Source organism: Salibaculum sp., assembly GCF_035270045.1.
Taxonomy (GTDB): Bacteria; Pseudomonadota; Alphaproteobacteria; order Rhodobacterales; family Rhodobacteraceae; genus Salibaculum.
In genome coordinates this window covers 86,356-98,660 of the sequence record NZ_DATFIP010000047.1, presented here as the reverse complement: position 1 = coordinate 98,660, position 12,305 = coordinate 86,356, and the positions used below count along the sequence as shown (strand labels likewise).

Here is a 12,305-nt window from a genome sequence, read left to right as displayed (position 1 = left end):
TCGGTCAGATCGCGGCGGATGGTCTGCAGCGTGACGCCGAAATGCGCCGCCAGCCCTTCGACCGTGACCTTGCCGTCGCGGCGGACCATCTCGAGAATCTCGGGGTGGCGGAGCGTCTGGGACATCTTCGCAGCCTTTCGTTTCAAACGACTTAATCAGGACATCGCGGCCCGTTCGCGCAGAATCAAACATCCGTGACGCGGCGTCCGACGCAGCGAAGGAACATTTCGCAGCTTTGCGGACCGGGGGGAGCCTGCCAGGGCATTGATTTTGCTTTATGATATTAAAAGCGAATATTTTCGAAAATTTTTGTGTTGCGTTTTTGGGCAATTCGTCACAGTTTTTAGCACACGGCGCGCATGGAGGATGCGAGGCGTATGGAGGAAAGCCCTTGACCACCCGCTCGGACAACGAGGTAACGGATCTCTTCATCATCGGCGGCGGCATCAATGGCTGCGGCATTGCCCGTGATGCGGCAGGGCGCGGATTGTCTGTCACGCTGGCCGAGATGAACGATCTGGCATCCGCAACTTCCTCGGCCTCGACCAAGCTGTTTCACGGCGGGCTGCGCTACCTTGAATTTTTCGAATTTCGACTCGTCCGCGAGGCGCTGGTCGAGCGCGAGACGTTATTGCGCGCCATGCCTCATATCAGCTGGCCGATGCGCTTCGTGCTGCCTTACCACAAGGACATGCGCTTCGAATCCGAGACCCCGACTTCGAAGCTGCTGTCCCTTTTCATGCCGTGGATGAAGGGACGGCGTCCGGCCTGGCTGATCCGGCTCGGGCTTTTTCTTTACGACAACCTGGGCGGGCGGAAGATCTTGCCAGGGACGACAACGCTCGACCTGACCAAGGCCCCAGAAGGCGCGCCGCTGCAGGATCGTTTTGCCAAGGCCTACGAATACTCCGACTGCTGGGTCGAGGATTCTCGCCTGGTCGTGCTTAATGCCCGCGATGCCGAGGCGCGCGGCGCACAGATTCGCGCCCGGACCGAGGTGGTCAGCGCCAGCCGTGAAAACGGTCTCTGGCGCATCGAGACGCGCGACACCGAAACCGGGGAAACCGCAACAAATCATGCCCGTATGCTGGTCAATGCCGCCGGACCATGGGTCGGTGACGTGATCCAGACGCGGGTGCGGCTCAACTCCAGCGACGGCGTGCGTCTGGTGCGCGGCAGCCACATTGTGACCCGCAAGCTCTACGATCATGACAAATGCTACTTCTTCCAGGGCACCGACGGTCGGATCATCTTCGCCATCCCCTACGAGCGCGACTTCACCCTGATCGGCACCACCGACGCCGAGCACGACGATCCCTCGGTCAAGCCCGAGTGCACCCCCGCGGAACGCCGCTACCTGCTGGATTTCGCGAACCACTACTTCGAACAGGAACTGGGCGACGAGGATATTGTCTGGACCTATTCCGGCGTGCGGCCACTTCATGATGACGGGGCCAGCAGCGCGACTGCGGCCACGCGGGACTACACGCTCAAGGTGGACACGACGGGTGGGCCGCCAGTGCTCAATGTCTTTGGTGGCAAGATCACCACCTACCGGCGTCTGGCCGAAGCCGCGCTGGAGCAGATCGGCGCGCATCTTCCCCTCTCGCGGGGACCCTGGACCGCTGGCGTGCCGCTTCCGGGCGGTGACTTTCCCGTGGATGGCGTCACAGATCTGGTGGAGGGGTTGTGCCGCGATCATCCGTTCCTGACCCGCGACTGGGCGCTGCGCCTGGTGCGCGCCTACGGCACCGAGGCGCGCAGCATTCTGGGCGAGGCGCAAGACGCGGAGGCCCTGGGCCGGGACTTTGGCGCGACCCTGACCGAGGCCGAGGTGCGTTGGCTGATGACCCGCGAATACGCCCGGCGCGCCGAGGATGTGGTCTGGCGCCGCAACAAGCTTGGCCTGCGGCTCGACCAGTCCCAGGTGGCCGCCCTGGAGGAGTGGATGGCCAAGAACACAATCCGCGCGGATGCCGCGGAATGAGGAGGAGACCGGGATGACGCTGGAACTGAAAGGCGTGACCAAGAGCGTGGATGGGCAGATTCACATTCATCCAACGGACATGACACTGGAGCAGGGCACGATGAACGTGTTGCTGGGGCCGACCTTGTCGGGCAAGACCTCCCTAATGCGTCTCATGGCCGGTCTCGATGCGCCGGGCAGCGGGCGGGTCTACTGGCGTGGTGAGGACGTGACGGGCATGCGCGTTCAGGACCGCAAGGTGGCCATGGTCTACCAGCAGTTCATCAACTACCCCTCGATGACCGTCTACGACAACATCGCTTCGCCGATGCGGCTGCTTGGCATCGAAACTGCCGAGATCGACCGCCGCGTCCGCGAAAGCGCCGACCTGATGCAGCTTGGACCGATGCTGGACCGCAAGCCGCTGGAACTCTCGGGCGGGCAGCAGCAGCGTTGCGCGTTGGCCCGCGCGCTGGTCAAGGACGCGGGCCTCGTGCTTCTGGATGAACCCTTGGCCAATCTCGACTACAAGCTGCGCGAGGAATTGCGCATCGAGATCCCAAAGATCTTCGAGGCCGCAGGCTCGATCTTTGTCTACGCCACGACCGAGCCGGAAGAGGCCCTGTTGCTGGGTGGCAAGGTCGCCACCCTATGGGAGGGGCGCATCACCCAGTTTGGGCCGACACCCGAGGTCTACCGTCAGCCGGTGGATGCGACCACCGCGCGGGTATTCAGCGACCCACCGATGAACTTCCTGCCGATCTCCAAGACCGGCAATCGCATCATGTTCGGCGACGGCCAGAGCGCGGCGGCCGCGGGCAAATTGGCGGATCTGGAGGACGGACGCTACACGGCCGGGTTCAGGCCCAATCACCTGGAAATCGGCCGGCACGCCGCAGATGCGATGGAATTCCGCACGACGCTGAGCGTGACCGAACTGACCGGGTCCGAGACCTTCGTGCACCTCGATCACCACGGCGAGCGCTGGGTCGGCCTCATACACGGGGTTCATGACCTGTCGCTGGGCGAAGAGCTGAGCGTCTGGCTGGACCCGCGCCATGTCTACATCTTCGCCGAGGACGGCGGCCTTGTTGCGCCCGCCGCCTATGCGCTGGCTGCCTGAGGGAGGAACCGATGGCCAAGATCACGCTCGACAATCTCGCGCATTCCTATCTGCCCGCTCCGACATCCGAAGCGGACTTCGCGCTCAAGGAACTCAACCACGACTGGGAAGACGGTGCGGCCTATGCGCTGCTCGGTTCCTCGGGTTGTGGCAAGTCCACCCTGCTCAACATCATCTCCGGGCTGCTCCAGCCAAGCCAGGGACGCATCCTGTTCGACGGGAACGACGTCACCCATGCCCCCACGACCGAACGCAACATTGCCCAGGTTTTCCAGTTCCCGGTCGTCTATGACACAATGACCGTTCGGGACAACCTGGCCTTTCCCCTTCGGAACCGCGGCCGGGACGAAGCCTACGTCGCCCAACGCGTTCAGGAGATTGCCCGCATGATCGGGATGGAGGACACGCTGCGCCGCAAGGCGCGCGGCCTGACCGCCGACGCCAAACAGAAGATCAGCCTTGGCCGCGGCATGGTGCGCCAGGATGTGAATGCGCTGCTTTTCGATGAGCCGCTGACGGTGATCGACCCGCACATGAAGTGGGAGCTGCGCACGCAGCTCAAGACCCTGCACCGCGACTTCGGCCATACCATGATCTACGTCACCCACGACCAGACCGAGGCGCTGACCTTCGCAGACAAGGTGGTGGTGATGTACGACGGCCGCGTGGTTCAGATCGGCACGCCCGAGGAACTCTTCGAACGGCCCGAGCATACCTTCGTGGGTTACTTCATCGGCTCGCCGGGCATGAATGTCATCCCCGCGGATGTCCAGGGCAAACGGGCTGTCGTCAATGGCTCGGAGATCCCGCTGGGCCAGGCCTATCGCCCACCCCAGGGCAAGGTAGAGATCGGCGTTCGCCCCGAATATGCGCGTCTGTCGCAGACCGAAGGATTGCCGGTGCAGGTGCGCCGGGTCGAGGATGTGGGCCGGCACAAGATCATCCGCGCGGATTTTTTTGGCCAAGACATCAACATTATCGCCGGCGAAGACGACCGCGTCAGCGCCGACATGAACCGCGTCACCTTCGATGCGGATCACGTCAACGTCTACGCCAACGACTGGCGTGTTGAGGGGGAGGCCGCGTGATGAACAAGACCGTCAATCAAAAGGCATGGTTTCTGGTGCTTCCGGTGCTGATCCTGGTCTCGTTCTCGGCGGTGATCCCGCTGATGACCGTGATCAACTACTCGGTGCAAGACACCTTTGGTCAGAACCAGTTCTTCTGGTCCGGGCTGATCTGGTTCGAGGAGATGCTGGCCTCGGACCGGATGTGGGACGCGCTGGGCCGGCAGCTGATGTTCTCGGGCATCATCCTGGCGATCCAGGTGCCGCTGGGCATCTTCGTGGCGCTGAACATGCCCAAGAGCGGGGTCTGGTCCTCGGTCTGCCTGGTTCTCATGTCGCTGCCTTTGCTGATCCCCTGGAACGTGGTCGGCACCATCTGGCAGGTTTTCGGCCGCGTCGACATTGGCCTGCTGGGCTACACGCTGGATGCGATCGGGATCGACTACAACTACACGCAGGACAAGTTCGCCGCCTGGGTGACGTTGATCGTCATGGACGTCTGGCACTGGACATCCCTGGTGGCGCTGCTGGCTTTCGCAGGGCTCAAGTCGATCCCCGACGCCTATTACCAGGCTGCCAAGATCGACCAGGCAAGCCGCTGGAAGGTCTTCCGCTACATCGAGCTTCCCAAGATGAGCGGCGTTCTGACGATCGCGATCCTCTTGCGCTTCATGGACAGCTTCAAGATCTACACCGAGCCCTTCGTTGTCACCGGCGGTGGCCCCGGCAACTCCACCACGCTGCTGTCGATCGATCTGGTGAAAATGGCACTGGGACAGTTCGATCTGGGACCGGCCGCAGCTTTCTCAATCATGTATTTCCTCGTGATCCTTCTCGTCTCCTGGGTGTTCTACACCGTGATGACAAACCTTGATAAGCAGGAGGGCTGACCCATGGCCGACATGACCGTCAACAAGGCATCCAGCCGTCCGCGCGGCCTGCCCCGGATCAACAGCCGCCTCTTGGTGATGACCCTCTACTTGGTCTTCCTGATGCTGCCGATCTACTGGCTACTGAACATGAGCTTCAAGACGAACGCGGAGATCCTGAGCACCTTCTCACTGTGGCCACGCGATCTGACCTTTGCGAATTATGTCACGATCCTGACCGACCCGGCGTGGTATACGGGCTACATCAACTCTATCATCTACGTGACGCTGAATACGGTGATCAGCCTGGCGGTGGCCCTTCCGGCGGCCTATGCGTTCTCGCGTTACCACTTCATGGGCGACAAGCATCTGTTCTTCTGGCTCCTGACCAACCGCATGGCGCCGCCCGCGGTCTTTGCGCTGCCCTTTTTCCAGCTCTACAGCTCGGTCGGCCTGTTCGACACGCATATCGCGGTTGCATTGGCACACACGCTGTTCAACGTGCCCCTGGCGGTGTGGATTCTCGAAGGCTTCATGCGGGGCGTGCCCAAGGAGATCGACGAGACCGCCTATATCGACGGCTACGGTTTCGGGCGCTTTTTCGTGAAGATCTTCATGCCGCTGATCGCAAGCGGGATCGGTGTCGCGGCCTTCTTCTGCTTCATGTTTTCGTGGGTGGAGCTGCTGCTGTCACGCACCCTGACCAGCGTCGATGCCAAACCCATCGCCGCCACGATGACCCGGACGGTGGGCGCCTCGGGCGTCGACTGGGGCGTGCTGGCCGCCGCGGGCGTGCTCACGATCCTGCCGGGGGCCCTCGTGATCTATTTCGTACGCAATTTCATCGCCAAGGGCTTTGCCCTGGGCCGCGTCTAAGGGAGGACGAAACATGGCATGGATGGCATGGACCTGGCCAACGGCGATCTTCTTCATGGTCATCGCCGGCCTGTTGATCACCTTCTCGGTGCTCGCGATCAAGTTTCCGGAAACCCCACGCAAGGGCATCCTGCAGCTCGAGACGACGCGCGGCGACCGACTTTTCATCACCCTTTTGGGCTCGGCCTTCATCAATCTGGCCTGGCTCGGACTCGTTGGGGCACAGCAACCCTATGCCCTTATCGTCTGCCTGATCTACGCTCTCGCGGTCTTCCGCTGGGTCTAGACAGGCACTGACGAGGCCGGAAAGAAGGGGACCGGCCACGTCTCAAATTCCCCTCATGTAACGGTTCAAAGGGAGGACACCAAATGAACCTCAAGTTCAAACTGACCACCGCGACGGCGGCGCTTATGGCGCTTTCCGGGCAGGCGATGGCCGATATGGAAGCCGCGCGCGGCTTTCTGGACGAGAATATCGACCGCTCGGCGCTGAGCCGCGAGGCCCAGGAAGCCGAGATGCAGTGGTTCATCGACGCCGCCGAGCCCTATCAGGGCATGGAGATCAACGTCGTCTCGGAAACCATCGCGACGCATGAATACGAAAGCCAGGTCCTCGCGCCCGCCTTCACTGCGATCACCGGGATCGAGGTGACCCACGACCTCATCGGCGAGGGCGACGTCGTCGAGCGCCTGCAAACGCAGATGCAGACCGGCGAGAACGTCTATGACATGTATGTCAACGACGCCGACCTGATCGGCACGCACTGGCGCTATCAGCAGGTCCGCAACCTGACCGACTGGATCGACGGCGAGGGCGCCGCGGTCACCAACCCGGACCTCGACCTCGAGGATTTCATCGGCACCGCGTCGGCCACCGGCCCTGACGGCAAACTCTACCAGCTGCCCGTGCAGCAGTTCGCCAACGTCTACTGGTTCCGCCATGACTGGTTCACCGATCCCGAGATCATGGCCGATTTCGAAGCGGAATACGGCTACGAACTCGGTGTTCCGGTCAACTGGGCGGCCTACGAGGACATCGCCGAGTTCTTCACCGGCCGCGAGATCAACGGCCAGGAAGTCTATGGCAACATGGACTACGGGCGCAAGCACCCCAGCCTTGGCTGGCGCTTCACCGATGCCTGGATGTCGATGGCCGGGATGGGCGATAAGGGCCTGCCGAACGGCGTCCCGGTCGACGAATGGGGTATCCGCGTCAACGACGACTCCCAGCCGGTCGGGTCCTGCATGTCCCGCGGCGGCGCCACGAACAGCCCCGCAGCAGTCTATGCCATCGAGAAATACAAGGACTGGCTGGAGAACTATGCGCCGCCTGAGGCTGCCGGCATGACGTTCTCCGAGGCAGGACCCGTTCCGGGTCAGGGGGCCATCGCGCAGCAGATGTTCCTCTACACCACCTTCGTCGCCTCGCTGGTCGACGAGGACCTGCCGGTGATGAACGAGGACGGCACGCCGAAATGGCGCCTCGCACCCAGCCCACACGGGGCCTACTGGGAAGAGGGCATGAAGGTCGGCTATCAGGACGTGGGGTCTGCCACCCTGATGAAGTCCACGCCCGTTGACCGCGCACAGGCCGCTTGGCTCTATGCGCAGTTCATCGCCTCCAAGACGGTGGACGTGGAAAAGTCGCACTACGGTCTGACCTTCATTCGCGAAAGCACCATCGAGCATGAGAGCTTTACCGAACGCGCGCCGCGCCTCGGTGGCCTGGTCGAGTTCTACCGTTCGCCCGAGCGTGAAAACTGGACCGATACCGGCTTCAACGTGCCCGATTACCCGCGCCTCGCTCAGCTGTGGTGGCAGAACATCGGTGACGCGTCCTCCGGAGCCAAGACGGCCAAGGAAGCCCTCGACTCGCTTTGTGCGGAGCAGGAGCGCGTGATGGAACGCCTCGAGCGTGCCGGCGTGCAGGGCGATATCGGACCCGCGATGAACGAGGAGCGCGATCCCGAATACTGGCTCAGCCAGCCGGGCGCGCCGAAGCCCGCGCTCGATAACGAGGACCCCGAACCGATCACGATCGCCTATGACGAGCTGATCAAGTCCTGGCAGTAAGCTGCCCCCGGCCGGAGCGCGCAGCGCGCTCCGGCCACCACCACTTTTCCCAACAGATGTTCAGGCACGCGCGTCGAGACACCGCGCGGAGGAGTGAGCCATGTCTTACGTTTTGGCCATCGACCAGGGCACGACCTCGTCCCGCGCCATCGTCTTTGATGCTGAAATGGGCATCGCGGCGACCGCCCAAGAGGAATTCACCCAGAATTTTCCGGAAAGCGGCTGGGTCGAACACGACCCCGAGGAAATCTGGGCCACGACCGCTGGAACCTGCCGGGCCGCCATCGAAAAGGCCGGCCTGACCCCGGGACAGATCGCTGCCATCGGCATCACCAATCAGCGGGAGACCACGCTGGTCTGGGATCGCACCACCGGCAAGCCAATCCACAATGCCATCGTATGGCAGGACCGGCGCACCGCTGGTTTCTGCGCAGAGCTGCGCGCGGCGGGGCACGACAAGACCATTGCGGCTCGCACGGGCCTGCTGGCCGACCCCTATTTCTCGGGCACCAAGTTGAAATGGATCCTCGACCGCGTCGAAGGCGCGCGTGACCGTGCCCGCCGGGGCGAGCTGCTATTCGGCACCGTAGACACCTGGCTGATCTGGAAGCTGACCGGCGGGGCCTCGCACGTCACCGATGCCACCAATGCGGCCCGGACCATGCTGTACGACATCCACAAAGGCCGTTGGTCGCGCACGATCTGCGAAATGTTCGACATCCCCCTGCAGATGCTGCCGGAGGTACGCGACTGCGCCGCCGATTTTGGCATGACCCGGCCCGATCTCTTTGGTGGGGCAGTGCCGATCCTGGGGGTTGCGGGCGACCAGCAGGCGGCCACGCTGGGCCAGGCCTGTTTCCAGCCGGGGATGCTGAAATCCACCTACGGCACGGGCTGTTTCGCGCTGATGAACACCGGGCGGACCCCCGTTGCCTCGAAGAATCACTTGCTGACCACCATCGCCTATCAGTTGGACGGCACCCCGACCTATGCACTCGAAGGATCGATTTTCATCGCTGGTGCCGTGGTGCAATGGCTGCGCGACGGGCTGCGGATCATCCGAGATGCGGGCGAGACCCAGCCGCTCGCCGAAGCCGCCGATCCAGGTCAGGAGGTCACGCTCGTGCCGGCCTTCACCGGGCTGGGCGCGCCCTACTGGAACGCCGAATGCCGCGGGGCCATCTTCGGGTTGACCCGCGCCAGCGGCCCCGAGGAACTGGCGCGCGCCGCGCTGGAAAGCGTCGGCTACCAGACCCGTGATCTGCTGGAGGCCATGCAGGCCGACTGGCAGGCCGAGGGGACGCGCCCTACCCTGCGGGTCGACGGAGGCATGACGGCCAGCGACTGGGCGATGCAGTTTCTGTCGGACATCATAAACGCGCCCGTCGACCGGCCCGAGGTGCTTGAGACCACGGCGCTTGGCGCGGCTTGGCTGGCCGGTCAGCGGGCCGGAGTCTATCCGGACATGCAGGCCTTTGCCGATGCTTGGCGAGTTGACCGGACTTTCACTCCCGCGATGCCCGAGGCCATCCGCCAGCGCAAATATGCCGCCTGGGCGCGGGCGGTCGAGGCCACCATGAGGTATTGAACCCATGACCGACCGCCATCCGACCCTGCGCCGGTTTCTGACCCGCCAGGCCGCCCCGATCGACGCCAACCTCGTCTTCTTGATCGAGGACATCGCCTCGGCCTGCCGGGCGATCGGCAACACGCTGCGCAACGCCGCCTTCGAGGGGGCGCAGGGCAGCGCGGGGGCCGTCAATGTCCATCGCGAGGATCAAAAGAAGCTTGACCTGATCGCGGACGACATCATCGCCCGCAGCTGCGAAAACTCGCCTGATCTGGCAGCTCTTGTCAGCGAGGAACGCGAAGCCGCGCACTGGCTTAAAACGCCCGAGACCGGGGATTACCTGTTGTTTTACGATCCCCTGGACGGGTCTTCCAACATTGACGTGAATATCTCGGTCGGTTCGATCTTCTCGGTGGCACGGGTTGCGGAGGATGGTGATACCGACGTCCTCAAGCCCGGCACCGATCAGCGCTGTGCGGCCTATGCCCTCTATGGCCCGACGATGATGTTCGTCCTGAGCCTCGGCCACGGTGTCCACGGGTTTTCTTGTGAATACGGCACCGGCGATTTCCGCCTGACTCACCCCGGGATGTCCATACCCGAGCAGACCTCGGAATTCGCGATCAACGCGTCGCGGCAACGCTTCTGGCCTGTGCCGGTGCGGGCCTATGTCGACCACTGCCTTGCCGGGGAAACCGGCCCACGGGGGCGCGATTTCAACATGCGCTGGACCGCCTCGATGGTGGCCGATGTCCATCGTATCCTAACCCGCGGGGGGATATTTCTCTATCCGGCCGATGCCGAGAACGGGCAAGCGGGCGGCAAGCTGCGCCTTCTCTATGAGGCCAACCCGATGGCCTTTCTCATCGAACAGGCCGGCGGCGCGGCGACACTGGGCGCCGAGCGCATTCTTCCCCTGCTCCCCGAGAGTCACCACCAGCGCGTGCCCGTCGTCCTCGGCTCTGCCGCAGAAGTGGCCCGACTGGCAGAGTATCACGCGCAATGACTGCCTTCACTTTCACAGCCCCGCATAGCACAGTTTTCGGCCGGGGTACGCGCGCAGAGGCGGCGGAGCGGGTCGCGGCGCTGGGGCATCGGGTCCTTCTGGTGCGCGGGCGCGCGGTGGATTGGGTCGACATGCTGCACGACGCACTGATCGGCCAGGGCTGCGCGGTGGAGAGCGTTGTATCGACCGGAGAACCTGACCTGGACAGCGTGCGGCGGGGCGTGAATGCGGCCCGCACCCATTCTGCCGACTGTGTCGTTGGCGTCGGCGGTGGCGCGGTGATCGATCTGGGCAAGGCCATCGCCGCGCTTTGCCCCAGCGCGGGGAATGTTGCGGACTATCTGCCATCGGACGGAACCCCTCCGCGACAGTTCGCTGACCCCCTTCCCACAGTGGCGATCCCGACGACCGCAGGTACCGGCGCCGAGGCGACGCGGAATGCCGTGCTCGGCCTGCCCGGAACAGGGGCCAAGATCAGCCTGCGCGATGCACGTCTCGTTCCCGACCTGGCGATTGTCGATCCGGCTCTGACGGATGGTGCCCCCCGGGGCCTGACGCTGGCCAGTGGACTGGATGCGATCACCCAGCTGATCGAATGCTACCTGAGCTGCCGCGCGACGCCCATCACTGACGCGCTGACCCAATCGGCAATTTCCCCCGCAGTGGCGGCGCTGAAGACCTTGATGCGCAACGAGGACCCGGCCGCACGTGACGACATGGCCCGGGCCAGCTACCTCAGTGGGCTGGCGCTCGCGAATTCCGGCCTGGGGATTGTCCACGGCCTGGCCTCGATCATCGGCGGGCGGGGGGGTGCGCATGGCGCGATCTGTGGCCGCCTCCTGCCGGCGGCGCTGGATGTGAACGCGGCGGCACTTCGGTCACGCGGCCTTTCGTCCGCGCGTATCGAAGAGATCGACATCATCCTGAACCGGCATTTCGGGGATTCCGCGACCAGCGGCAGCGCGGCGTTGCGCCATTTCATTGATCGCCATGAACTGCCGGCCCTTGCGGCGCTCAACCTGCACAATGCGGACAAGCCGGAAGTGGCAAACCTTGCCGTGACGGCCTCGTCGACGCGCGCCAATCCGGTGTCCCTCACCGAAGACGAAATCGCCCTTATCCTGCGTGATACGGATTGATCCGCGCACCGAGCCGCGTGGCACGTTCAGTCGGAAAGGCCACCGGTCGTCCGGGGCTTGCCGTCGGGGCCGTCGTGACCCGGATCATCCCAAGTGGAGATGCCCCTATCGCGGCGATCGACCATGTGCGCCTCGGTTGAAGTGGTCCCGCCATTTCCGACGTATTGGCAGCGTCTCTGAGGTGTATCGCGGCTAGGTTTCATTCGGCTTTCGGTTCCTGCGCTCGGCCGGATATCCGGCGTCTGGCGTGCGCCGTTCGGGCGCGGAACGGGGCATTCGGTGTTGCGGCAGGCCCTTCCGATCCTTGATGACGTGGCGCGCCCGGAACCCGTCGTGAAACGCCTTGGTCTTGGGAGTTCCAAAAAGGGTCTTCGTCTTTAAGAGGTTGGGGGCGTGAGTTCGAATCTCGCCACCCCGACCAATTTGACCAATGGCCCCCGCTCTCCTCGGTGGTCAATCCTCGGCCGGGTGGTCGTCGTAGGTGTCCGACAAGATGCGGCGAGCGTCCCCCTCCGGATCGTCGTACTGGTTGGTCCGCAGGGTCCAGATGAACCCGACCAACCCTACGATCCCGAGGAAGATCGAGATGGGGATGAGAAAGGACAAGACTTCCATT

General features: G+C 63.6%; 12 protein-coding genes. 10 read left to right on the top strand and 2 right to left on the bottom strand.

Annotated elements, in window-relative coordinates; genetic code table 11:
* Positions 1 to 125 (bottom strand): DeoR family transcriptional regulator (locus VJ897_RS07720; protein WP_324054566.1); only part of this gene is annotated, 125 nt, incomplete at its 3' end.
* A 266-nt stretch (positions 126 to 391) separates the two neighbouring features.
* Here VJ897_RS07720 and glpD point away from each other — a divergent pair.
* The 10 genes from glpD to VJ897_RS07670 all read left to right on the top strand — a co-directional run bounded on the left by glpD (position 392) and on the right by VJ897_RS07670 (position 11,689).
* The gene (gene glpD, locus VJ897_RS07715; protein WP_324054777.1) at positions 392 to 1,987 is read left to right on the top strand and encodes a glycerol-3-phosphate dehydrogenase; all 1,596 of its coding nucleotides are present in this window, start codon (positions 392 to 394) and stop codon (positions 1,985 to 1,987) included.
* 13 nt (positions 1,988 to 2,000) lie between these two features.
* The gene (locus tag VJ897_RS07710; RefSeq protein WP_324054775.1) at positions 2,001 to 3,089 is read left to right on the top strand and encodes an ABC transporter ATP-binding protein; all 1,089 of its coding nucleotides are present in this window, start codon (positions 2,001 to 2,003) and stop codon (positions 3,087 to 3,089) included.
* An 11-nt stretch (positions 3,090 to 3,100) separates the two neighbouring features.
* Positions 3,101 to 4,177 carry an ABC transporter ATP-binding protein gene (locus VJ897_RS07705; protein WP_324054773.1) on the top strand — a complete coding sequence of 359 codons (1,077 nt, stop codon included), beginning with the start codon at positions 3,101 to 3,103 and terminating at the stop codon, positions 4,175 to 4,177.
* On the top strand, positions 4,177 to 5,046 hold the full coding sequence (locus VJ897_RS07700) for a carbohydrate ABC transporter permease (RefSeq protein ID WP_324054771.1): 870 nt from the start codon (positions 4,177 to 4,179) through the stop codon (positions 5,044 to 5,046). Before VJ897_RS07705 ends, VJ897_RS07700 begins: the two co-directional genes overlap by 1 nt.
* Before the next feature lie 3 nt (positions 5,047 to 5,049).
* On the top strand, positions 5,050 to 5,901 hold the full coding sequence (locus VJ897_RS07695) for a carbohydrate ABC transporter permease (RefSeq protein ID WP_324054769.1): 852 nt from the start codon (positions 5,050 to 5,052) through the stop codon (positions 5,899 to 5,901).
* Between the two features lie 13 nt (positions 5,902 to 5,914).
* The gene (locus VJ897_RS07690) at positions 5,915 to 6,187 is read left to right on the top strand and encodes a DUF2160 domain-containing protein (RefSeq protein ID WP_324054767.1); all 273 of its coding nucleotides are present in this window, start codon (positions 5,915 to 5,917) and stop codon (positions 6,185 to 6,187) included.
* 83 nt (positions 6,188 to 6,270) lie between these two features.
* A complete protein-coding gene (locus tag VJ897_RS07685; RefSeq protein ID WP_324054765.1) occupies positions 6,271 to 7,974 on the top strand; it encodes an ABC transporter substrate-binding protein in 1,704 nt (567 codons plus the stop codon).
* 100 nt (positions 7,975 to 8,074) lie between these two features.
* The gene (gene glpK / locus VJ897_RS07680; RefSeq protein WP_324054763.1) at positions 8,075 to 9,562 is read left to right on the top strand and encodes a glycerol kinase GlpK; all 1,488 of its coding nucleotides are present in this window, start codon (positions 8,075 to 8,077) and stop codon (positions 9,560 to 9,562) included.
* Positions 9,563 to 9,566: 4 nt separating this feature from the next.
* A complete protein-coding gene (locus VJ897_RS07675) occupies positions 9,567 to 10,550 on the top strand; it encodes a class 1 fructose-bisphosphatase (protein ID WP_324054762.1) in 984 nt (327 codons plus the stop codon).
* Positions 10,547 to 11,689: an iron-containing alcohol dehydrogenase gene (locus VJ897_RS07670; RefSeq protein WP_324054760.1), complete on the top strand. Its 1,143-nt coding sequence runs from the start codon at positions 10,547 to 10,549 to the stop codon at positions 11,687 to 11,689. The genes VJ897_RS07675 and VJ897_RS07670 overlap by 4 nt, the downstream gene beginning before the upstream one ends.
* 453 nt (positions 11,690 to 12,142) lie before the next feature.
* Here VJ897_RS07670 and ccoS read toward each other — a convergent pair whose 3' ends face one another.
* Positions 12,143 to 12,304 carry a cbb3-type cytochrome oxidase assembly protein CcoS gene (gene ccoS / locus VJ897_RS07665; RefSeq protein ID WP_324054757.1) on the bottom strand — a complete coding sequence of 54 codons (162 nt, stop codon included), beginning with the start codon at positions 12,302 to 12,304 and terminating at the stop codon, positions 12,143 to 12,145.
* Between the last annotated feature and the right edge of the window lies 1 nt (position 12,305).

Excerpts from the sequence above, each read along its gene's own strand:
- VJ897_RS07670 (WP_324054760.1), top strand. The coding sequence starts at position 10,547 with ATGACTGCCTTCACTTTCACAGCCCCGCATAGCACAGTTTTCGGCCGG.
- VJ897_RS07705 (WP_324054773.1), top strand. The coding sequence starts at position 3,101 with ATGGCCAAGATCACGCTCGACAATCTCGCGCATTCCTATCTGCCCGCT.
- glpK (WP_324054763.1), top strand. The coding sequence starts at position 8,075 with ATGTCTTACGTTTTGGCCATCGACCAGGGCACGACCTCGTCCCGCGCC.
- VJ897_RS07700 (WP_324054771.1), top strand. The coding sequence starts at position 4,177 with ATGAACAAGACCGTCAATCAAAAGGCATGGTTTCTGGTGCTTCCGGTG.
- VJ897_RS07695 (WP_324054769.1), top strand. The coding sequence starts at position 5,050 with ATGGCCGACATGACCGTCAACAAGGCATCCAGCCGTCCGCGCGGCCTG.
- VJ897_RS07710 (WP_324054775.1), top strand. The coding sequence starts at position 2,001 with ATGACGCTGGAACTGAAAGGCGTGACCAAGAGCGTGGATGGGCAGATT.
- VJ897_RS07685 (WP_324054765.1), top strand. The coding sequence starts at position 6,271 with ATGAACCTCAAGTTCAAACTGACCACCGCGACGGCGGCGCTTATGGCG.
- VJ897_RS07690 (WP_324054767.1), top strand. The coding sequence starts at position 5,915 with ATGGCATGGATGGCATGGACCTGGCCAACGGCGATCTTCTTCATGGTC.
- VJ897_RS07675 (WP_324054762.1), top strand. The coding sequence starts at position 9,567 with ATGACCGACCGCCATCCGACCCTGCGCCGGTTTCTGACCCGCCAGGCC.
- ccoS (WP_324054757.1), bottom strand. The coding sequence starts at position 12,304 with ATGGAAGTCTTGTCCTTTCTCATCCCCATCTCGATCTTCCTCGGGATC.